Consider the following 23511-nt stretch of genomic DNA (forward strand, 5'->3'; position numbering starts at 1 on the left):
TTTTTTAAAGAGTAAGATTAAGACCTAATACAAATTTGCGTGTCTGAGGATATACTGATGTTGCAACTCCTGTTATTTGACCATTACTAGGTGGTATCTCAGGATCAACTCCAGAGAAGTGAGAAATTGTAAATAAGTTTTCTGCAGATACAAATAATCTAAGATTAGAAATATTCAAACGCTCCACATTTAAGTTATATCCTAAAGAAAGGCTTCTCATTTTTAGATAGGTTCCAGTTTCTAAGAAACGAGACGAAGCTTTATTTGAGTTACTTTGATTGTTATAACTCGCTTGAGGATGAGTCGCAATATCTCCCGGTTTTTCCCATCGGCTCCATCCGCTGTGAAGATTCATTTGGTTACGATCAGTATATGCTCCATCTGAATCAAATTCTGCTCTGGCATAATTATAAATTTCACCTCCTACAGAATAGGTAAATATGGCTGATAAATCAAAACTCTTATAATCTAAATTTGTTGAAAATCCACCAAAAAACGAAGGAGTATAGGCTCCCATAGCAATCGGTGTTTTTGAAGCATTACTATAACTAAACGTTTTTACGCGTTCCCCGTTTGCATTGGTTTCAAACCATTGTGGTCTTCCGGTCTCTGGATCTACACCAGCCCATTCCGTAAGGTACCACGTATCTACGTCTTTCCCTGGAGTCAATAATTTAGAAGCTGAACCGGCAATTCCAGAACCATCGCCCACGATGATTTGCTTTCTTTCACCATAAAGACTGGTTACTTTGTTTTTATTCACGCCAATATTAGCATCAACAGCCCATCTCCAATCTTCGTTTTTAACGATTTCAACATTAAGTGCAGCTTCAAAACCTTTGTTGCTTACTGCCCCAACGTTTTTCCAAATGCTGGTAACTCCAATAACTCCTGGCAAAGGAACTTGATACAATAAACCAGAAGTGTCTTTATCATAATAATCTAAAGTAAGGTTGAATCGTTTTAAAAAACTAATGTCTAAACCAACTCCGGCTGTATATGTTTTTTCCCAACTTAAATCAGGATTTGCAATTTGAGAAATTAGGGCTCCTGGATTTTCGTTGTAACCTGTCGTTAAAGAATACAAGGCATAATGTGGATAAAGACTGTTTGGTCTATTTCCTACTGATCCGTAACTGGCTCTAAGTTTTAAGTTTGTAATATAATCCGCTTTAAAAAAGTCTTCTTTATGAATATTCCATCCACCACTTACTGAGAAAAAATTTCCATATTGTGAATTAACCCCAAAATTTGAAGCTCCGTCACGTCTAAGCGAAACTTGCGCTAAGTATTTATTATCATAGGTATAATTTACATTCGATAGTAAAGATTGTACAGCCCATTGTGCTCTGCTTCCTTTTACTTTTTCAGGAATCGAAGCTACATCACCAACTATAAATCCCGGAGCAAATCCAGTAGCAATTCCTACCGTACTTTTTGAGTTAAACTCATTCCATTCATATCCGGCAATGGCATTAAAGTCGTGCTTTCCGTATGATTTATTGAATTTAAATAATTGATTAGTATACACTCTATTATAAGAACTCATGTAATCCTCAATTCTACCTTTTACTGCTAATCCGCTGGAAGATCGTGGATCTGAATAAGCCATAGAATTTGAATTTGAAAAAATATAGTTGTTTACTGATGCAAATGTTAACCAATCCGTAAGTTTTATATCAAAATCAAAATTACTTCTAACATCGTATGCTTCAGATTCGCTGTAGTCCCATTGTAAATCATACAAATAGTTCGATCCAGTTGTATTTACCCAAGTAGGATTTGGTTGATTCCCCACCAAAGTACCGTCTGCTAAATAAGGGTTATCCCAAGGCATATTGCCATACATAGCGCCTACAGAATGTTGTCTGTCTAATACATCTCTGCGTGTAGCATTAATTTGTGGACGGACTGTCAACCAATTATTTACTTTGTAACTAAATTTCAAAAGGGCATTATAACGCGTGTAATCATATCCTCTTATAGCGGCTGTTTCATCATAAACACCAAGAGAAATATAGCTTTTTAGACTTTCATTACCACCACTTATAGAAAGATTATGATCCGTAGCTAAGCCTGTTCTGGTAGCATTGTCCCACCAATCAAAATTTTTATTTCTTAATTCGGGAGTCCACCACCATGCATTTGAAAAATCCTGTTTATTCGAAAAAGAATCATACAAGTCATATAATTCTGCTCCATTCATCAAGTTGAAATTACCGGTATTTAAAGTTGTCGCAGCCATTTTAGTGGAGAAATTAATGGTTGCTTTACCTGATTTTCCACTTTTTGTGGTAACAACAATAACTCCGTTTGCACCTTGCGAACCATATACCGCAGTTGAAGCTGCGTCTTTAAGTATCGTCATAGTTTCAATATCCGAAGGATTAATACTACCGGCACTACTTCCTACGATAACTCCATCAACTACCCATAAAGGATCAGTGCTTCCGTTTACTGTTGTTTTTCCTCTAATAATTATTTTTCCGGCTTCACCTGGTTGTCCAGATCCAGAGTTTACATAAACTCCTGTAGCTTTTCCTGCTAATAAATTTTCAACAGAAGGTGTTGTCGCATCTGTAAGCTTCTTGTTATTAATTGTTTGTAATGAACCGGTAAGACTCTCTTTTTTGACCGTACTGTAACCTACAATAACTACTTCATTTAATTTTTGACCTGTTTCTTTTAAAACAATTTTTAATGGGCCTACACCAATGGCAACTTCTTGCTCTTCCATTCCAATAAACGAAACGACCAAAGTGTTACTATTTTCCAATACTTCAATAGAAAAATTACCGTCAGCATCTGTCTGTACTCCTATCGTAGTTCCTTTGATAAGTACATTCGCTCCAGGAAGAGGCGCACCACTTTCATCGGTTACTTTTCCTTTTACAACTTTCTGAACTAATGATAAATTAATATCGTATGACGCAACCGTTTTTATTGTCGAAGCTGTGGAAACTTGAAAAGTTAAAGCTAATAAAGAAAGAAGTGTTAGTTTGATTTCTTTGTGGGACAGATTGTTAATCACTAAATCCCTAGGTTTTTTTTGGGTTAATAATTTCATACTCTTGAAATGGTTTTTAGTTAATAATTGTTTGTTGGTTTATTCTGTTTTAAGTGTCGTATGTCTATTTTTAAATTAAGAAAAATGAACTCTAAAAAATTTGATTTATAATTTTTTAACGGAGTTAGTTTTTACCTAAATCTGCCATCTTTTTTTAATGCACATTTCTAAATTTATGTTCTTATATAATCTTCAAAAACATCAAATTTTGACCTAATAAAAGAGATGTTATTTTTTAACATGTGACGAAACTATAGATTAAATTTTTATTAAACAAGGAAAAACACAAAAAATGTGCTCGAACACATGTTATTTGTGTTCTCGAGCACATAAATATTGCGTGAAACGTTTTTTTAATAATAAAATTCTAATTTTTTAATAATCGAGTGCAGCTCAATTCCATCTCTTTTTTTTAAGTAAAACAGGACATACTAATTAAATTATAAGAAATTCGGAATTTTTAAATCTAAAAATTAAAAATTCAACAGTAGTTCTATATAATTGAATTTACTTTTAATCTAAATTTCCCGTTATTTGGTATTGAATTCAACACAAAACAGATGCATCTAAGTCTTCAAATTAGGTTAGGAGAAAAGAAAAAAATTGACAAAGAGATTCATTGAAATTTCTTTTAACTATATTTCGAAAAAATTTGTTCAAAAACCGTTTTATAGAAACACTAAATGCCGCATAAAATGATTCCAGAAATGAAAGAATATGAAGTACAATTAATCAAAAACAAACAACTGACTATCTCCGGAAATGGAGATGATACAGCATGGGATAATGCCCAGATTTTGACTGATTTTTGTTCCCCATGGAATAACAAAAAAGGAACGGAAATAACATTTAAAGCACTTTGGGATAGAGAAAAATTATTTTTTAATTTCACAGTGTTTGATACTACAATCCACATAGAAAAAAAAGAGGATAGTTTTGAGAGTATTGGAAACTCCGATAGAGTTGAGCTCTTTTTCAGAACCGATGATGCACTGAACCCCTATTATTGTTTAGAGATAGACACTACTGGTCGAATAATGGATTTTATAGCGTATCCTAATAAGAATTTTGATTTCGATTGGAACTGGCCCAAAAATGATTTAGTAGTAAAATCATCTGTAAATACTGGCTCTTTTATCGTTGAGGGATCAATTAGCATTGAATCTTTAAAAAGTTTTAATCTGTTAAAAAACAATAGGATAGAAACTGGTGTTTTTCGAGCTAAGTATATAAAGACCCAAAATGAATGTTTTGAACCTAACTGGATTACTTGGATAAACCCAAATACAGAAAGTCCAAATTTCCATGTTGCATCTTCCTTCGGTTTGTTTATCTTAAAAGAATAGAAAAATACTACTCTATCGAAAACTCTGAATCATCAACATTTACAGCATCAATAAGTAAAAGAATTATTTTCTAAACACTCAAAACTGAACAACGATTACTCAAAACCGAACACTTTTTATTAACTTTGCAGTATGTTAACATTCTTCAAATCAAAACCCATACTTAGAGATTTAATTCCAGATTACCATATTGATATCCACTCTCATTTATTACCGGGTATTGATGATGGCGCAAGAACTTTTGGAGATACCCTAAGGCTAACTCAGGCGCTTCAGGAAATAGGAATTTCAGAGTTTATTACAACACCGCACATTATTCAACATGTTTGGGACAACACTCATGAGCAAATTCTGAAAAAGAAAGCCACTACGGTTTTAGAACTGGAAAAGAACAGCATTACAGTTCCATTTAAAGCGGCTGCCGAATATCTTATGGATGATCAGTTTGTAAAACTTTTTGAATCACATGATTTATTGACTTTAAAAGACAACTACGTTCTGGTAGAAATGTCATATATCAACCCGCCAATTCAGTTGTATTCTATCCTATTTGATTTACAGGTGGCAGGTTATATTCCTGTATTGGCGCATCCGGAACGGTACTTATTTTATCATAATAATTTCAACGAATACCTTAAGCTAAAAAGAGCCGGTTGTTTATTCCAGCTGAATTTATTATCGGTAGTTGGATATTATGGCGCTGGAATAACTAAAATTACAGAGCAATTATTACAAAAAGGAATGTACACCTATGTAGGTTCTGATGTACACCATGACAATCATATTACCGCTTTCAAACAAAAAGTAAATCTAAAAGATTTAGCACCACTTAAAGAAGCGATAGCCAACAATCAATTTTTCAAATTAGGATAATCGTTGTTTTATAAATAAAAAAAAGAGCCCAAAGTAATACTACTTTGGGCTCTTTTTTTAATCTATTAAATGCTTTGGCTACTTATCCAACAATTCAAAAGTTGAATTCATACTTTTAAACTCAGGTACAATTTGTTTCATTTTTAATACAATTTGGTCGTTATCAAAATGATTTGCAATATTTATAAGTTCCTCAATATCTGTACTTAAAACCTCAAACTCGTCTAAAATCTCTTCAGAAATCATAATTTTTTCATGATAGGTGGGAAGTGTTTTTGAGGTGTCATTTAGTAATTCTTCATATAGTTTTTCCCCGGGTCTCAATCCGACAATTTGTATTTTTATATCCTTATCGGGGATAAAACCAGCTAGCTTAATCATCTTTCTAGCCAAATCAATAATTTTAACGGGTTTACCCATGTCAAAAATATAAATCTCTCCTCCATTACCCATTGCTCCGGCTTCTAAAACTAATTGACAAGCCTCAGGTATAGTCATAAAATACCTTATGATATCCGGATGTGTAATCGTAATCGGTCCACCATTAGCAATTTGCTTGGTAAACAAAGGAACAACAGATCCATTAGATCCTAAAACATTTCCAAAACGAGTGGTAATAAATTTAGTAGCATTCTTTTCACCGTTATTCTTGTTTTTCAATTGTAAGGATTGCACATACTTTTCAGCAATTCTTTTACTGGCTCCCATTACATTACTTGGATTTACTGCTTTATCAGTAGAAACCATTACAAATTTTTTGACTTTATAAAAGCACGACAAATCAGCAATAATTTTAGTGCCCTCTATATTGGTAAGAATAGCTTGAGAAGGATTTTCTTCCATCAAGGGGACATGCTTGTAGGCTGCTGCATGAAAAACTACTTGAGGTTGATGCATTTTAAAAACATTATCCATAGCTTCTTTATTCCTTACATCGGCAATTATAGTGTACATTTCAGAATTAGAATTCAAATCTTTCATTTCCAAATACATATGATGCAAGGGTGTTTCTGCCTGATCTAAAATAAGGACAGTTTTAGGATTGAAATTTAATACCTGACGTACAATTTCGCTGCCTATCGATCCTGCAGCTCCGGTAATTAAAACGGTTTTATCTTTGAGTTGTTTGGATATCGATTTGTTATCTAATACTATGGGTTTTCGTTCCAGTAAATCTTCAATTTGAATATTTTTTACTTTTTGGGAAATCTCTTTTTGATTCTCCCAGTCAGAAATTAATGGTACTGTAAACACATTATAATTAAATTCCAAACATTGGTCTACAATAATTAATTGCTCCTCTTTTGACAGGCTTTTATCAGCAATGATAACCGCTTGAGCGTTTACGGAGCGCATTAATGGTGGTAATTTTTTCTTTTTAACCAAAATTGGCAAATCCAGCATACGCTTCGTTGCATTTTGATTGTTTTTATCGACAAAACCAACAATTTTAAATCGGGATGGGGTTTCAAATTTTAAAGCATTCGCTACCGATATGGCATTGGCATCCGTGCCGTAAATGATCGTTCTGATTAATTTGTTAGTTCCTTGTTCAGAAAAATAGATTTCAAAAGTTTGTTTGATGATTACCCGATATAAAAATAACCCACAAAAAGAAAGTACAATATTGATAAAAAAAGCAGTATTCAAAAATGCCTTCTCTCCATGTAATAACTCGTACCCAAAATTAAAAAAAAGAAACAGTACCAAAACTGCCATTTGGGAAAACAAAAGTTTGACGGCATCTATATAGGAAGAGTGCCTGATAATACCGGAATAAGTTCTAAACAGCCAGAAAAAGAAAACATTTACACTAAATAAAGCGGCTATAAATGTAAAGCTATTTGGCGTAATGATGTAATCCAATCCCGTTCCCTTAAAGATAAGAATGGTAAAAAAAAACGATAGTACCAAAACCGAAAAATCCATCATAATAATGATCCATCTGGGAAGATAGCTCAAATTATGAATGCTGAATTTCAAGTTCTCCCTTGAAAAAAAATTAGGGTTGGCTGATGGTGAATCCGTATTTTTAGTAGTACCCAAAGTATTTTTTTTTAAAGATTATTTCCTTTCAATGCCCCAAAAATAACATTTAATGAATGGAAAAAAAAATCTTATTGATTCAATTTGATTTAAAATTCGAATAAATAAAAAAAGAGAGGCAGTACATCCCTTAGCATCAGCCAAAATTCTCATTAAATCCCAAAAATAAAATAGTTGAATCCTTTGGGTGCAATTAGTTTTTTTACAATAAATTTTCGTCAGTTCGTCCCGACACTTCGTCCCGATACTTCGGGATTCTGTGGAGTAAAACACAACAAAAAATGATTGAGGACCGTTTTTTAATAATCACACCTTTAATCATATAGTATAGTGATTCGATATTTTGTCTCATCGAGCGCAGTCGAGATGCTATAAAGGTTTTCAACAAACCTGTCTTGAGCGAAGTCGAAAGACTCGAACTGGCAAATTAGAGCTAATCTATAAACAATAGATGGTATTACACTGAACCGGCTGCTTTTTTATTTCCTGAATAATTTCAAAATAACGGATTTTATCCTGCTTCGATCCTCTTCTGAAAGATTACACCCAGAAGGCAAACACAACCCAGTATCAAAAAGCGTCTCGGCAATAGTATTGCCATAATAAGGATAGTTACAAAAAATTGGTTGCAAGTGCATTGGTTTCCACAACGGTCTGGATTCAATATTTGCTGCCTCTAGTGCCAATCTTAGTACTTCCCGAGTAATTCCATTAGTTTCTGACGGATGTATTAAAATAGTACTCAACCAATAATTTGCAAAAAAATTCGCATTCGGTACTTCAAAAACGGTAACTCCTTTTATATCCTTGAATAATTCTGCATAAAAATCATGCATCGCTCTTTTTAAACCGATATGATGACCCAACACTTCCATTTGCCCGCGCCCAATACCAGCACAAATATTGCTCATCCTATAATTATAACCAATTTCACTATGCTGATAATGAGGTGCATCATCTTTGGCTTGTGTCGCTAAAAAAATAGCTCTATTTTTTAGTGCTGCGGAATTAGTTATAATAGCTCCACCTCCCGAAGTAGTTATAATTTTACTCCCGTTAAAAGAGAAGACACCAATATCTCCAAAAGTACCGCACTTTCGACTCATGTAGCTGCTCCCTAAAGCTTCCGCACTATCCTCCAGAATAGGAATGGAATATTTATCGGCAACCGTTCTGACTTCATCTATTTTATAGGGAACACCATATAAATGTACTGCTATTATTGCCTTTGGTGTTGCGCCTTTAGCCATACGGTCAATAATCGCTTCTTCCAATGCCATTGGACATAAATTCCAAGTTTCAGGTTCACTATCTATAAAAATTGGAATAGCTCCTTGATATAAAATTGGATTTGCCGAAGCTGAAAAGGTCATACTCTGACAAAGCACAGTATCACCAGCCTGAACTCCTAGCAAAATCAGACCTAGATGAATAGCCGCTGTACCAGAATTTAAAGCAGCAACATGGCCCGAACCTAAATACGTTTCCAAATCGTGTTCAAAACAATCGATATGAGCCCCAACCGGAGCAATCCAATTAGAATCAAATGCTTCTTGAATGTATTTTTGTTCGTTACCCCCCAAATGAGGAGCCGAAAGCCAAATTTTGTTTGTATGCATCCTTAAAAATTAAAAAAAACACAGAAAGTGCATGAAGCTAAAAGTAAGAATAATTTAACCTATTAGTGTAGCAGTCCAATATTTTATCTCATCGAGCGAAGTCGAGATGTAATGAAGGTATCCATGAAATAAAACATAGAGTATACAAATTGACACGAACAAAAAATTTGTAAAAATTTGTGGCAAAAATTAACGAAGCAGAGCTTTGAGGAATTAAACCCAAAGATATTAAAAAATGAATTAGAAATTACTCAAGACTATTTTACGAGTAACGAAATTTCGAACAAGTAAATAAATAAAGGTCAGTAGCAGTAAAAATCCAACCATAAAAAATAGAGTTAGGTAGCCATTGATGTCCATGTAAATAACCAATCCGTTAATTCCTAATTGAAATCCAGCATAAATAAAAGCAACTAAAATATGGGAATAGCCCATTTCATTAGCCAAATATTGGTACAAATGGGAGCGGTGTGGCTGAAATATATTTTCTTTTTTAAACAACCTGGTGATAATGGTGATAATAGCATCAATTCCATAAACCGAAAAGAAAAGAATGTATCCAAATTGTCCTGAATCTATAATAGTTTTTATCATAAAATACCCTAAAAAAAGGGCCATACTGATACTGCCCACATTGCCCGCAAAGGTTTTTGCTTTTTTCCGAACGTTAAATATCCCAAAAGCCAAACAAGACAATCCCATTGTAATCAACAATGGTAAGCTGGCTTCGTTGATTGGTAAAAAAGAAAAAGTAACTATAGCTGTTAAGGCATATAGAACAGTTATTCCATTAATACCATCCATAAAGTTAAAGGCATTTACCCATCCAATCAGCAACACAAAAACAATCGGAAGCATCCATAAAGGTTCATAAAACAACTGCAACTCATAAAAAACCAAGCCTACAGCTATAATATGCGAAACAAACCGAGGCAATTGAGACAAGGGTTTGATATCATCAATAAAACTGACTACCGCAACCAATACCACAGCAAGTGTTACAGGCCAAGAAACGTATCCCAATAAAAAAGCAATACCAATCGCTATTGGAAAAATAATTCCGCCACCTCGTAAAGTAATGGAAGTATGGGACGATCTGCTATTGGGTTTATCGATGATATTGTATCTATCCGCTATTTTAAAATAAAAAAGTTCAATTCCAATCAATAGAAATAATAATGCAATATATATCATATTTTAAACGCTAAATAATAATCTGAAAACTAAATACTGATCATTGAACACTAGAATCTGATTACCGAACACTGATCACTGATGACTGATGACTGATGACTAATGACTAATGACTAAAACTTACAGCTTATGTTTCAACAATCCCAAAAGATACTCCCCATAACCCGATTTTTTTAAAGGTTCGGCCAGTTCTTTCAATTGCTGTTCTGTAATAAAACCTTGCCTCCAGGCAATTTCTTCAATACAGCCCACTTTCAGCCCTTGACGCTCTTCGATAACCTGAACAAATTGTCCGGCTTGTATTAAGCTGTTAAAAGTTCCGGTATCCAACCAAGCGGTTCCTCTGCTTAAAATACCCACTTTTAGTTTTCCTTTTTCCAAGTACACTTTGTTCACATCGGTGATTTCATATTCTCCTCTTGCACTGGGTTTGATATTTTTAGCTATTTCCACCACCGAATTATCATAAAAATACAAACCGGGTACCGCATAATTTGATTTGGGCTCCAAAGGTTTTTCTTCAATAGAAAGTGCTTTAAAATTAGAATCAAATTCAACTACACCATAGCGTTCCGGATCCGAAACATGGTAAGCAAAAACAACACCTCCTTCCGGATTGGTATTGGATTGCAACAATTCATCCATATTCGAACCAAAGAAAATGTTATCTCCTAAAACTAGTGCTACGCTATCCTTCCCAATGAACTCTTCTCCAATGACAAAAGCTTGAGCTAAACCGTTAGGAGTAGCTTGTTCTGCATAACTGAATTGGCACCCAATTGCCGATCCGTCTCCCAACAGTTTTTTAAAATTAGGCAAATCATGTGGGGTAGAGATAATTAATATTTCATGGATTCCCGCCATCATCAAAGTAGACAATGGATAATAAATCATGGGTTTGTCATAAACCGGCATCATTTGCTTGCTCATAGCAAGCGTTAACGGATGCAAACGGGTTCCAGATCCTCCGGCTAGTATAATTCCTTTCATATTTTTTTTGACTTTATAACTTTCGACATTTGACTTTCGACTAACGATATTGTTTCTCGTAATAACTGGCATATTCCCCTGAAGTAATATTATGCAACCAGACTTGATTTTCCAAATACCAATTTACGGTTTTTTTTAATCCCTGTTCAAAAGTAACTGAAGGCTTCCATCCCAATTCTTTATTGATCTTAGACGCATCGATGGCATATCTCAAGTCATGGCCTGGCCGGTCTTTTACATAGGAAATCAATTGTTCCGATGAACCTGCTGCACGGCCTAATTTTTCATCCATTATTTTGCAAAGCAATTTAACCAAATCGATATTTTGCCATTCATTAAAACCACCAATATTATAGGTATCATGATTTTTGCCTTCATGGAAAACCAAATCGATGGCAACTGCATGATCTTCAACAAATAGCCAATCGCGCGTATATTTCCCATCGCCATAAACAGGCAAAGGTTTGTTTTGAATAATATTATTGATAAACAAAGGGATTAATTTTTCCGGAAAATGGTAAGGACCATAATTATTGGAACAATTCGTCAATACATAAGGCAAACCATATGTTTCTCCATAAGCACGAACAAAATGATCAGAACTCGCTTTTGAAGCCGAGTAAGGAGAATTAGGATCATAAGCAGTGGTCTCAGTGAATAATCCTTCTGCACCCAAACTACCATAAACCTCATCAGTGCTGATGTGGTAAAAACGTTTGTCCACATAATTCCCTTGCCAGATAGCCTTAGCCGCATTCAATAAATTCATGGTTCCGATAACATTGGTCTTTACAAACGATAAAGGATCCGTTATCGAACGATCCACATGTGACTCAGCAGCCAAATGCAAAACCCCATCAAATCGATGTTCCGCAAATAATTGGTCTATAAACGGCGCATCAACGATATCACCTTTGATAAAAGTATAATTCGGCGCTGCCACTATATCCGCAATATTTTCCAGATTTCCGGCGTAGGTCAGCGCATCTAAATTAAAGATTTGATACTGAGGATACTTCTTCACAAAAAGTCGCACCACATGAGACCCTATAAAACCGGCTCCACCGGTAATTAATATTTTTTTCATTTTATTATTTTTTATTTAAACACAAAAAGTGAACCCACAAAAACCACAAAGTTTCCAGCAAAGAACAAAGAATTATACACGGAATACCTGAACACTTTTACTGAACACTGACCACTTCGCATTTCACCCACTATTCACTTTCACCATTCACTGTCATTTCGAGCGTCGTCGAGAAACAAAATTATGTCCTGAATTTTCGGCTTCCGCCGCGGCGGATTGGGGTAAAACGAAAATTGTAAACCTGTTCTCATCTCACTAAAACCCATATCTAAAACTCCTAGCCCGCCCTTAAATAAAAAGCATAAAAAAACAACGAAAAAGTAAAGTGGCAGCAGTCCGCGAGTTGAGGACGAAGGACGAACGGCTCGGGCTGCGGAACGGCACTTTGAGGTAGTTTTTAAGCTTTTTATTTACAGGCTTGAAATCGAAGATTCATGAATACAAAAAAACAATAATAACCCATGAATATTTTTTTGTTTCTTTTTTGATCAAAAAAAAAAGAAAATTAGTAAACCCTATTTTTTTACTTTCAATAAAACGTCATTGGTAGTGGTTTTTAAAGTGAATAAATCTTTATTTTATAAAAATACATCGAGGATACTTCTCACCACTCACTATTTCTCAATCCCCAACAACCTCATACATCTCCTCAAACTGGTTATATACTCAGGAACCACCACCCCATAAACAGATTTAATCTTACTTTTATCCAATAACGAATATTGCGGACGCTTAGCTGGTGTAGGATAAGCCGATGTTGGAATTCCATTGATTTCACAATCAAAACCAGCAATTTCCTGTATCGCCAAGGCAAATTCATACCAACTAACTTCCCCCTCATTAGAAAAATGATAAATCCCCGCCTGCCAATTATCATGTGTTAGTATGGTCATAATAGCCTGCGCCAAATCTGCGGCATAAGTAGGACTCCCTATTTGATCATTCACCACATTCAAACTGTCCCTTTCTTGCATCAGTCTCGACATGGTTTTCACAAAATTGGCTCCAAAACTCGAATAAACCCAGGAAGTACGGATAATAATTGAATCCGGATTGTACTTTATACAAGCCTTTTCCCCAGCCAACTTAGTTACACCATACACATTAATCGGATTAGGCTGGGCAGTTTCTGTTAAAGCAGTAGCCGCTGTTCCATCAAAAACATAATCGGTGGAAACATGAATCAATTGACAATCATTCACATTACTCCATTTGGCCAGTACCGCAACAGCTTGATGGTTCAACACATCCGACAATTCAAACTCAGCTTCGGCTTTATCAACCGCGGTATGTGCCGCACAATTGATAATAATCTGTGGGTTAATTTTAGTTAATTCCGTTTCTAATTTTTCCAGATTACACAAATCTAATTCCTGATAATCTGTAAAAATCCATTCAAACTGGGTATACACTTTTGACAAAAGCCTTAATTCAGACCCAAGCTGTCCATTCCCTCCTGTAATTAGTATTTTTTTCATTTATTTTTTAATCTTTTCAATTTTCAAGACACGAATACTTTTCTCTACTAACTATTCACTTCTCACTGTCATCCTGAGCGAAGTAGAAGGACACTACTACCCTTTGTGTCGATACAAATTTACGTTCTGAATTTTCGGCTTCCGCCGTGGCGGATCGGGGTAAAACGAAAATTATTCACAACAACTTTAAACGGTAAACTCTTTTTAACGAACTGGGGACCCATTACCGATTCGACAAACTACTCCTTTTGTTCTTTATTTTTAGCATCCAAAACCTGTCTTGCATTCAATCCTGTTACTACCTTTTTACCTGTTCTAGCTTCTAATTCTTGAAGTGCTACTTTGGCTACATTGCCTCCTTGCTGAGCTACTTTTTGACTCTCTTCGAAACTTTCGGGATTCACAGCTTGAGAAATGTCTTTCGTAGAAGCTTCAGCCAACATATTTAGAATTAATTCCGTATTCGTCATGTTATCCCTAAGATTTTCTTTCTTCAGCCCTTTCAACACTTTATACTCTTTAGTCGTTTTGTCTGACCAGGCTTTGGAGATAATATCAGTCAATGTAGCAAATTGGATTCCTTCTTTCAATCCCCTGCTTTTCCATTCGTCAGTTAACTCTTTTCGAACCTCAATACTTTTTAAACGTTGATTGATCCAATTTTGAGAATAGCCCAATTGTAGATATTGTTCCAATGCGCGATCGATGGTCAGTTCTGGGTCTTGCATTTCATCCAAGCGCTCCGAAGCTATTTGTGCCAGCCAAAGTTTAAAAGGTTCAGCTTTTGGCGAAGGTATGGATTGTATTAACCTAAACAATTGTTCCGTATCGGCTACATCGGTCTTATAATACTTCCCATCGGCAGATTGCATTTTCAGTTGACTACAATTTGTAGTCAACTGACTCCCTTCCTTTTTTAAACGCATTTTCAGAACACTCCAATATTTTCTGGCATTAGGGGTTTCACTCAAAACTGCAATTGTATCTACAATAGAAAAATACCATTTTTCTTGATCGGCATCCCATAGAGTCCGCACTTTTTTATTTTCAAACAACTGTAAGGACTGACTTTGTTTCATACACAATAGTATCTTAAATCATTTATACTTGACCCGTCGAGACAAATTTACGTTCTGAATTTTCGGCTCCCTTTAGGGCTGGGGCAAAACGAAAATTTTACACCTACTCACTTTTCACCATTCACAACTTAAAACTGACTGTTACAATTAGCAAAATTAGGCAATATTAAATCCTTTTCAGATACAATCGCATCCACTAAATCCATACCCCAATCAATATTCAAAGCTGGATCGTCAAATCTTATGCCTCCTTCACTTTGTTTATTATAAAACTGATCACACTTATAGAGTACAACAGCTGTTTCACTCAACACCGAAAAACCATGTGCAAAACCTTGTGGCACCAACAATTGCTTTTTGTTTTCTGCTGATAAAAGTATTGAAAAATGTTTTCCATAAGTAGGGGAATCCTTCCGTAAATCAACTGCAACATCCATAATTTCTCCTTGAAGTACACGAACTAACTTGGCTTGTGCAAAAGGTGGATTTTGATAATGCAACCCTCTCAATGTTCCTTTTTTGGAAAAAGATTGATTGTCCTGCACAAAATCGTTAGTAATCCCTAAATCTCTAAATTTACTTTTGCTATAGGCCTCAAAAAAACACCCTCTGGAATCCTCATGAACCGTTGGAGTAACAAGTACCAAATCCTTAATCGCAGTTTTCTCAATTGTCATATCGTAAATCTATTTTTATATCCTTTATGTTTGTATAACACCCCATGCAAAAATATTATATTATTGTTTAGTCTGGTATACAATTACGGAATAGAATTTCATAATTGTACCTGTTTTTTAATATATTTTATCCTTTAACCTATAAATACTATTAGAATCTATTTAGCTTAGGACAACTAAAAAAAATCTACACAAATCCTCGATTCCATGAGCTGTATGATCACTAAATCTTACCACGCTAAGATCTAAAAAAATGCCATCTGAATTGTCTCCAAATAAAAATGGGATAAAGAAGAATTTTTCTTCTTTATCCCATCAAGTGACTGATTTTCCTTTTCAAAACCTCTGGCAGGCTCAACGATTCCAAGACTAAATAATAAACTGATTTTTTTGTAAGAACTAGAAACTGTCAACCGAGAACCCATAACCAGCCTCTCATCATTCACTTTTCACTTTTTACTTTTTACTTCTCACTATTCTCTACCTCACTACTCAACAAAAAAACCTTTCACTACCACTGCAATCCGTTCCCTTTCCATATCGGTAAGATTAGAACCGGAAGGCAAACACAAACCATAGTCAAATAAAGCCTCTGCTACTTTTCCCCCATAATACGGATATTTCTCAAAAACTGGCTGTAAGTGCATAGGTTTCCATAAAGGACGAGATTCAATATTAGCAGCTTCAAAAGCCAAACGCATGGTTTCACGGTCTATTCCTTTCTCTACATTGGGTTTAATTACAATAGTGCTTAACCAATAATTGGCAAAATAATCATCATCTGGAGCTGTAAAAACGGTAACTGCTACAATATCCTTGAACAAATCAACATAAAAAGCATTCATTTTTCTTCGTAAAGCGACATGATCGTCTAAAACTTCCATTTGTCCGCGTCCAATTCCCGCACAAATATTACTCATTCTGTAATTATACCCTATTTCGCTGTGCTGGTAATGGGGCACATTATCTCGGGATTGTGTAGCATAAAAAATAGCTTTGTCTTTTAGTTCTTTGGATTGGGAAACAATCGCTCCACCACTCGAAGTCGTAATGATTTTATTACCGTTGAATGAAAAAATTCCAAAATCACCAAAAGTTCCACATTTTCTCCCTTTATAAGAACTTCCTAAAGCTTCAGCACTATCCTCTATAATTGGAATGCTATATTTGTTAGCAACAGTCCTAATGTCTTCGATTTTGTAAGGAACTCCGTATAAATGAACAGCAATTATTGCCTTTGGCGTTTTACCTTTACCAATTCGGTCTACTATCGCTTCTTCTAAAGCAATCGGACATAAATTCCAAGTATCAATTTCGCTGTCAATAAAAATAGGAGTTGCGCCTTGATATAAAATTGGATTTGCCGAAGCTGAAAAGGTCATACTTTGGCAAATTATTTCATCACCAACCTGAACTCCTAATAAAATTAATGCTAAGTGAATAGCAGAAGTTCCAGAATTCAAAGCGCATACATGAACCTCATTCCTTAAATGATTTTCCAAGTCTTTTTCAAAAGCATCAACATTGGGACCGCCAGATGTAATCCAATTACTGGATAAAGCTTCCCGAATATATTTCATCTCGCAACCTACTTCATGGGCTAATGACAGAAAAATCCTTTTATCATCCATCTATTATCCACATATTAATATCAAATCTTACATCATCTTCAGAAGTTCGATTAAGAGGCAAAGTCGAAAAAGATATCAATTTAGATCCTACTTCCAACGATTGAATAGCATTGGCATAGCCATCGGGAATATGAACAATCTTGCTCTCTGAAGCGGAAACAAAAATGGTTTCTATTGTTAAATCTTTCGATGGATTTTCCCAATCATCGATTTTTACAAAATGAATTTTGAAAGAACCGCTAATACAATAAAAATTTTTTGCATCTAATTTATGCCCATGCCAAGCACGAATTGGATTTTCATCAGAATTGCTGATAATGTAAAATCTTTCAATAGCTGCAAAGCTAAAATCATTTACATACGAAATAGTTCCGCGATGATCTGAAAAATTGCCTCCTTGAATTATTTTTGGAATCATTAACTTAACTTTAAATTACTTCTCTTTAATAAAAAAAATTTCAAAGTATATATAAGCAGCAAAGGAGTAATTACAATTGCAAACAAAACTAGATCTTGTTTTTTTTGATATAGGCAAATAACCAACGCTGAAACTATAATTTGAGCAATTGCATAATACAAAGAAACAACTCTATGCTGAATTTTATACTCGTTACTCAAAATTTGATAAAAATGCAAACGATGTGCTTCGAAGATATTTTGTCTTAAATACATTCTATGGATAATAGTACAAATTGCATCAACTCCGTAAACAGCCAAAAACAATAGCCATATTAAAGAATTGGTTCTTAGAATAAGTTCCAAAACCAAATAAATTACCCAAAATGCAATCGCTATACTCCCTACATCACCTGCAAAACATTTTGCTCTTTTTCTATAATTAAAAAAAAGAAAAACTAAGCTCGCAATCATTCCATACTTTATAAAACTGCTATCTGTAAAAAGTTGAATTTCTTCATTAATGTACAAGAGTGATCCCATAACAACCAAAGTATAAAGACCTGTTATACCATTTATTCCATCCATAAAATTATAGGCATTAATCAAGCCTATTGCTAAAACATAAGCAGTTATAATTCCAAATACAGGAACTAAACTAAAAACCCCAATTTCAAAAAAAATCAAAGAAATAGCTAAAAACTGAATCGACATTCTAATTTTATTGGACAGACTTTGAATATCATCCCAAAAACTAACTAAACTAACTAACGTAATTCCGACAAAGAAATAGTAATTATCCTGAACGTGTTGAACAAAATAAAGCAAAGCAGAAAACCAAAAAATAATCCCTCCGCCTCTTAAAGTTATTTCAGTATGCGAACTTCTTTGATTTGGTTTATCAATAATATTGTAACGATCAGCTACTTTAAAATAAAGCAACATTAAAATCATTAAAAAAATTCCTAGAATTGTGTATTCCATTATTTGTTTATAAAACTTTTGATTGTTTTTTCTAATCCTTGTTTGGCAGTATATACCATCTTTTCAATTCCAATTGCAGTCTTAATCCTTGACACTCTTTCAAAACCTGAACAAATTGTCTCGCCATCAAGCTATTATATGTTTTATTACTATCATACAACTTTTTCTAAAACATTATCACTTTATTTTCATCATTACAAGAGACTCTATCAGTATTTTATTAAAAATCTCTACCCCTTTTTGATTTAAATGATTTTCATCATAAAAATGCAAGGAGTCATTTAGTTCAATCATCGAATTATAATTATGATAGTCACCGTAAGTTCTCATCTTTTTACTGAATTCATCATTATTTGAATACGATATGTAGAATGATTTTGTTAAAGGAGCTTGAACGAATATCATTCTAATTTTACTCTTCTTTACAATTTTCAATATATTTTCGAATGAAGAAAACTGCTCTTCATTTGTCTTCCATTTATTTGTAGCATGTTTAATGTGTTTATAATATTTAAGTTTTTTTTGTACATACCCTCCCGGAATATAATTATCATCATCATTTAAAACACTTCCTTTATATATTATATTCTTATTAAATAAATCTCTGTAAAATGAATAAACAAGTGTGTTATACACTTTTACATTATTCAGTTTTATGGCCATTTTGATTGAATTAATATCATTAATATCATTAGAAATAATATCTAATGAAGATTCGATACCGTCAATTGAAAATGTTTGTGGATAAACTTCATAAACAATTAATTTTGGATTTAGTCTATCTAGATATCTCTTTAGAAGAACTTCTGTTTCAATTGGAGTTTGAGAACTAGACCCTAAATTAAAAGAAGTGAATCCTGCATTCTTAAAAATTCTAGTATCAAATCCACGATAGGCATGAGATGATCCCAAAAAAAGTATATCAACATCTTTTACATCCTTAACCTCTTGAAGCCTCGTAAAAGTATTACCCCCAATTACATACTTTAAATTTTTTTTAAAAATATCCGGAAAATAATCTCCCAAAATACAAATCATCAAAACATAGAAAAACAAAGTAAATACACTAAAACTCAATAGTGATTTTAAAAATTCATTTATTTCTTTTCTCAAAATTATAGATTAAAATTGAAAATAAATAAATGGACTTTCTTCTGTTTGCATATACATACCTATCAAAAAAATAATTATTGAGTATATAATCCATCTTATTTTCTTTTCTGATTTAATGCCAAATTCTGCAATCGCATATTGCTGTTCTCTTCCCATCCATTCAATAATAACAAAAATAATAACAAGTAAGATAATTACTAAAGCATCCCTCATTTCTTCAAAATTAGGAAATCTAAATAAAGATTGTGAAAATATACCTGAAATATAATTAAACGCATGATCCAAATTCTCTGCTCTAAAGAAAATCCAAGCAAACACAGTCAAACTAAAGGTTATAACAATTGAAAACAATTCTTTCAAGGTTGGCAGATATTTTCCTTGTGCCACTATGTCTAGATTATTCCTATTCGTATTAAAAATAATTGAAGGCATAATGTATAATGCATTTAAAAATCCCCAGATAATGAAAGTCCAATTCGCACCATGCCAAAAACCGCTTACCAAAAAAACAACAAAAGTATTTCTAATTTTTATCCATATTGTTCCTTTACTACCACCTAAAGGAATATACAAATAATCTCTAAACCAAGTAGATAGTGAAATATGCCAACGCCTCCAAAATTCAGATATATCTCTTGAAAAATAAGGAAATGCAAAATTTCTTAATAGATCAATTCCAAAAAGCCTTGCAGTTCCTAAAGCAATATCAGAATATCCAGAGAAATCACCATAAATTTGAAAAGTAAAGAATACTGCTCCTAAAAGTAATGTACTACCTGAATAATTATCCGAATTATCAAATATTAAATTAGCAAACTTTGCACAATTATCAGCTATAACAACTTTTTTGAATAAACCCCATAATATTTGTTTTAACCCATCTACAGCTTTTGCATAGTAAAAAATTCTTTTTTTCTGAATCTGAGGTAAAAGGTGGGTAGCACGTTCAATTGGCCCTGCAACTAGCAAAGGAAAGAAACTAACAAAAACTGAATAGTCTATAAAATTCTTTTCTGCTTTTATTCTGTCTTTGTATATATCAATTACATAAGACAACCCATGAAAAGTGTAAAAAGAAATGCCAACGGGTAAAATTACTTTTAATGTCCAAGGGTTTATATGTAAACCTAAATTAGAAATTGCTATTGCAAAAGATTCTGCAAAAAAATTATAGTATTTAAAAATACTCAAAAACCCTATATTAACAGATATACTGAGCAAAAACCAAATTTTTTTTCTCTTCTGACTTTTAGCATCAACCATTTTTATGCCCGTGTAGTAGTCTAAAAAAGTGGAAAAAACAAGTAAAAATAAAAATCTCCAATCCCAACAAGCATAGAAAAAATAGCTTGAAACTAAAAGTAATATGTTTTGAGATTTTAAACTTTTATTAAATATGAACCAATAGAGTATAAAAACTATTGGCAAAAACACTGCAAAGTTAACTGAGTTAAAAAGCATATTATCAGTCTGATGACATCTAGTTATTGATTAAAAAAAACATAATTCTTATTACTAACATTATACATTTTGGGATAAAAAACTACATTCCAATTTATCAAACAACATTACTTTAGAAAAATTATTTTTATAATATGATTTTGAATTATATTCCATTTCTTGTTTTCTTTCTACAGTTAATTTTTTTAACTCCAAAGCTTTTTCTCCTAATGAAATATAATCTCCCGCTGAAACTGCAAAACCACATTTACTCTCGTTAATTAATTTATTCCCTTCTCCATTAAGTGTCCCTAAAATAATTTTACCAGAAGCCATATACGCCTGAATTTTAGCCGGAACAGTAAGGGCAAATACAGGCTCATCTTTTAAAGACACTAACATAACATCCGCTTTGCTAAAAAAATAAGGCATTGTATCTATATCATGACGTCCAAGTAAATGGACATTACTTAAATTTTTATTTTTTATTTCACTTTTAACCCAATCCATTTTTCGCCCGTCTCCCACTATAATCCAATTAACATTTTCGCTTTTAGTTAATTCGGCTGCTTTTAATATAGTCTCAAAATCTTGAGATTCGCCTACATTACCTGCAAACATGATATTGAACCCAGACGGAAGATTAGGGACAAAAATGTCTTTTTGTAAAGCTTGTGTAAAAACGTCTTCTGCCCAATTTGGAAAATAAATAATTTCTTTATTTTTATCAATCAATTTTTCAACTATCGATTCTTCAAAATATTTTGAACTTATCAAAATTACATCCGAATTGTTATAAATATATTTTACTAACCTATCAATAAACTGAACGATTTTACCATTTTTAAAATTACTAGCCGCCAAAATACTTTCTGGCCATAAATCCAAAACCCATAAATAAAGCGGAGTCTTGTGTCTTTTCTTTAACCATAACCCAGGCAAAGCCATTGTTACTGGAGATAACTGTTGAACAAAAATCACGTCAAATTTTCCTTTTACTCTAAACATACAAGTAAAATAGGAAAAAAAAATAAAAGACATATAATTTAAGATTAAGTGAATTCCTTTTCCATTTTGCCTAGGATAAATTGGAGATCTTATAATTTTTGCACCTTGTATAATTTCTTCTCTTTTATTAAAGAAAGAATAACCGTCAAAAAAAAATCCATTTGGATAATTCGGTTTTGCCGTCACTACAGTAACTTCATGTCCCCTTTTTACAAAATCAAAAACTAGGTCATTCCCTTTAAAAGTTTCAGGGTAAAAATATTGAGAAACAAATAGTATTTTCATTCAATTAATTTATTTCACTCCAAACCACTCTCTTCACATAATCCGTATAACTTATAATAATACGAACTATTTTTTCGGAAACATTGGGCATAGAATAATCGGCTACAGCTCTAAAATTGCGTTCAGCTCCTCTTTTTTGCGTTTGTAATTGAACCAATCCCTGCATTATTCTTTCGGGATTCAATCCTACCATCATTACCGATGCTTCTTCCATCGCTTCTGGACGTTCATGTGCATCACGGATATTCAAAGCTGGAAAGTTTAATGTAGATGCCTCTTCTGAAATAGTACCGCTATCCGATAGAACAGCAAAAGATTTCATTTGTAATGCATTGTAATCATTAAATCCCATAGGCTTCAGGAATTGCACTTCAGGACGCATAGAAATTTGCTTGGAGTCAATCATCTTTTGAGTTCGTGGATGAGTGCTTACAATAATAGGATAGCCATATTTTTCAGCTATTAAATTCAAACTATCCATCAAACCTTTGAAATTCTTATCACTATTGATATTTTCTTCTCTATGAGCCGATACTACAAAGTATTTATTCTCTTTTAAGTTTAATTTGTCCAAAATAGCAGAAGCATTAATTTCTGGTAAATAATGATTCAAAACTTCAAACATCGGTGAACCTGTTTTGATAATTCGGTCTGCAGGCAAACCTTCTCGAAGCAAGTATTCTCGTGCTATATCGCTATACGTTAAATTCACATCAGAGACATGATCCACAATTTTACGATTGGTTTCTTCTGGAACTCTTTGGTCAAAACAACGGTTTCCTGCTTCCATGTGAAAAATAGGAATATGGCGTTTCTTTGCAGGAATAGCACACAAACAACTGTTTGTATCTCCTAATACCAAAAAAGCATCTGGTTTTTCACTTTCTAATAAAGGATCAATTTTAATCAAAATCTGACCTATGGTTTCAACCGCAGAAACTCCAGCAGCATTCAAGAAAAAATCTGGCTTACGAATTCCTAAATCGTCAAAGAAAATTTGGTTTAATTCGTAATCATAATTCTGACCGGTGTGCACTATTATATGTTCAATAGCCTCCGAAGCATCTAAGGCTGCCATTACTCTCGATAATCGTATAATTTCTGGTCGTGTACCAACCACGGTCATTACTTTTAATTGTGCTTTCATTTTTTATTTTTCTATCTGAAAATTTATTCTAAATCAATATTCTAGGGAGTT

18 protein-coding genes are annotated in these 23511 nt (G+C 33.5%); 2 read left to right on the forward strand and 16 right to left on the reverse strand.

Going from position 1 to position 23511, the window contains the following annotated elements:
• Window positions 1–4: 4 nt before the first annotated feature.
• Complete coding sequence (locus Q1W72_RS05285; RefSeq protein WP_099713403.1) at window positions 5–3067, reverse strand: TonB-dependent receptor; 3063 nt, start codon at window positions 3065–3067, stop codon at window positions 5–7.
• A 695-nt stretch (window positions 3068–3762) separates the two neighbouring features.
• Here Q1W72_RS05285 and Q1W72_RS05290 point away from each other — a divergent pair.
• Both Q1W72_RS05290 and Q1W72_RS05295 read left to right on the forward strand, forming a co-directional pair.
• Complete coding sequence (locus Q1W72_RS05290) at window positions 3763–4413, forward strand: sugar-binding protein (protein ID WP_302137561.1); 651 nt, start codon at window positions 3763–3765, stop codon at window positions 4411–4413.
• 132 nt (window positions 4414–4545) lie between these two features.
• Window positions 4546–5286: a tyrosine-protein phosphatase gene (locus tag Q1W72_RS05295; RefSeq protein ID WP_302137562.1), complete on the forward strand. Its 741-nt coding sequence runs from the start codon at window positions 4546–4548 to the stop codon at window positions 5284–5286.
• A 78-nt stretch (window positions 5287–5364) separates the two neighbouring features.
• Here the strand turns inward: Q1W72_RS05295 and Q1W72_RS05300 are convergent, their stop codons facing one another.
• The 15 genes from Q1W72_RS05300 to wecB form a co-directional block, all read right to left on the reverse strand.
• Window positions 5365–7332 (reverse strand): polysaccharide biosynthesis protein, encoded by a 1968-nt coding sequence (locus tag Q1W72_RS05300; protein WP_367881675.1) that lies wholly within the window; start codon window positions 7330–7332, stop codon window positions 5365–5367.
• Window positions 7333–7811: 479 nt separating this feature from the next.
• Window positions 7812–8951 (reverse strand): DegT/DnrJ/EryC1/StrS aminotransferase family protein, encoded by a 1140-nt coding sequence (locus Q1W72_RS05305; protein WP_302137563.1) that lies wholly within the window; start codon window positions 8949–8951, stop codon window positions 7812–7814.
• Between the two features lie 240 nt (window positions 8952–9191).
• Window positions 9192–10145 carry a UDP-GlcNAc--UDP-phosphate GlcNAc-1-phosphate transferase gene (locus Q1W72_RS05310; protein WP_302137564.1) on the reverse strand — a complete coding sequence of 318 codons (954 nt, stop codon included), beginning with the start codon at window positions 10143–10145 and terminating at the stop codon, window positions 9192–9194.
• A 120-nt stretch (window positions 10146–10265) separates the two neighbouring features.
• Window positions 10266–11135 (reverse strand): glucose-1-phosphate thymidylyltransferase RfbA, encoded by an 870-nt coding sequence (rfbA, locus tag Q1W72_RS05315; protein ID WP_302137565.1) that lies wholly within the window; start codon window positions 11133–11135, stop codon window positions 10266–10268.
• 40 nt (window positions 11136–11175) lie between these two features.
• A complete protein-coding gene (gene rfbB, locus Q1W72_RS05320; RefSeq protein ID WP_302137566.1) occupies window positions 11176–12222 on the reverse strand; it encodes a dTDP-glucose 4,6-dehydratase in 1047 nt (348 codons plus the stop codon).
• 614 nt (window positions 12223–12836) lie between these two features.
• On the reverse strand, window positions 12837–13700 hold the full coding sequence (gene rfbD, locus Q1W72_RS05325; protein ID WP_302137567.1) for a dTDP-4-dehydrorhamnose reductase: 864 nt from the start codon (window positions 13698–13700) through the stop codon (window positions 12837–12839).
• Between the two features lie 239 nt (window positions 13701–13939).
• Entirely contained in the window at window positions 13940–14779 is an 840-nt protein-coding gene (locus Q1W72_RS05330; RefSeq protein ID WP_099713407.1) for a Bro-N domain-containing protein, read from the reverse strand.
• 128 nt (window positions 14780–14907) lie between these two features.
• Entirely contained in the window at window positions 14908–15456 is a 549-nt protein-coding gene (rfbC, locus tag Q1W72_RS05335; RefSeq protein WP_302137568.1) for a dTDP-4-dehydrorhamnose 3,5-epimerase, read from the reverse strand.
• A 488-nt stretch (window positions 15457–15944) separates the two neighbouring features.
• Window positions 15945–17087 (reverse strand): DegT/DnrJ/EryC1/StrS aminotransferase family protein, encoded by a 1143-nt coding sequence (locus tag Q1W72_RS05340; protein WP_302137569.1) that lies wholly within the window; start codon window positions 17085–17087, stop codon window positions 15945–15947.
• A complete protein-coding gene (locus Q1W72_RS05345) occupies window positions 17080–17505 on the reverse strand; it encodes a WxcM-like domain-containing protein (RefSeq protein ID WP_302137570.1) in 426 nt (141 codons plus the stop codon). The genes Q1W72_RS05340 and Q1W72_RS05345 overlap by 8 nt, the downstream gene beginning before the upstream one ends.
• Entirely contained in the window at window positions 17505–18467 is a 963-nt protein-coding gene (locus tag Q1W72_RS05350) for a glycosyltransferase family 4 protein (protein WP_302137571.1), read from the reverse strand. The genes Q1W72_RS05345 and Q1W72_RS05350 overlap by 1 nt, the downstream gene beginning before the upstream one ends.
• A gap of 177 nt (window positions 18468–18644) precedes the next feature.
• On the reverse strand, window positions 18645–19580 hold the full coding sequence (locus Q1W72_RS05355; protein WP_302137572.1) for a hypothetical protein: 936 nt from the start codon (window positions 19578–19580) through the stop codon (window positions 18645–18647).
• Between the two features lie 9 nt (window positions 19581–19589).
• Window positions 19590–21041 (reverse strand): MBOAT family protein, encoded by a 1452-nt coding sequence (locus Q1W72_RS05360; RefSeq protein ID WP_302137573.1) that lies wholly within the window; start codon window positions 21039–21041, stop codon window positions 19590–19592.
• A 60-nt stretch (window positions 21042–21101) separates the two neighbouring features.
• On the reverse strand, window positions 21102–22313 hold the full coding sequence (locus Q1W72_RS05365) for a glycosyltransferase family 4 protein (protein WP_302137574.1): 1212 nt from the start codon (window positions 22311–22313) through the stop codon (window positions 21102–21104).
• A 4-nt stretch (window positions 22314–22317) separates the two neighbouring features.
• Window positions 22318–23460 (reverse strand): non-hydrolyzing UDP-N-acetylglucosamine 2-epimerase, encoded by a 1143-nt coding sequence (gene wecB / locus Q1W72_RS05370; RefSeq protein ID WP_302137575.1) that lies wholly within the window; start codon window positions 23458–23460, stop codon window positions 22318–22320.
• Between the last annotated feature and the right edge of the window lie 51 nt (window positions 23461–23511).

It is taken from the genome of Flavobacterium sp. ZE23DGlu08, from assembly GCF_030505335.1.
Classification (GTDB): domain Bacteria; phylum Bacteroidota; class Bacteroidia; order Flavobacteriales; family Flavobacteriaceae; genus Flavobacterium; species Flavobacterium algoritolerans.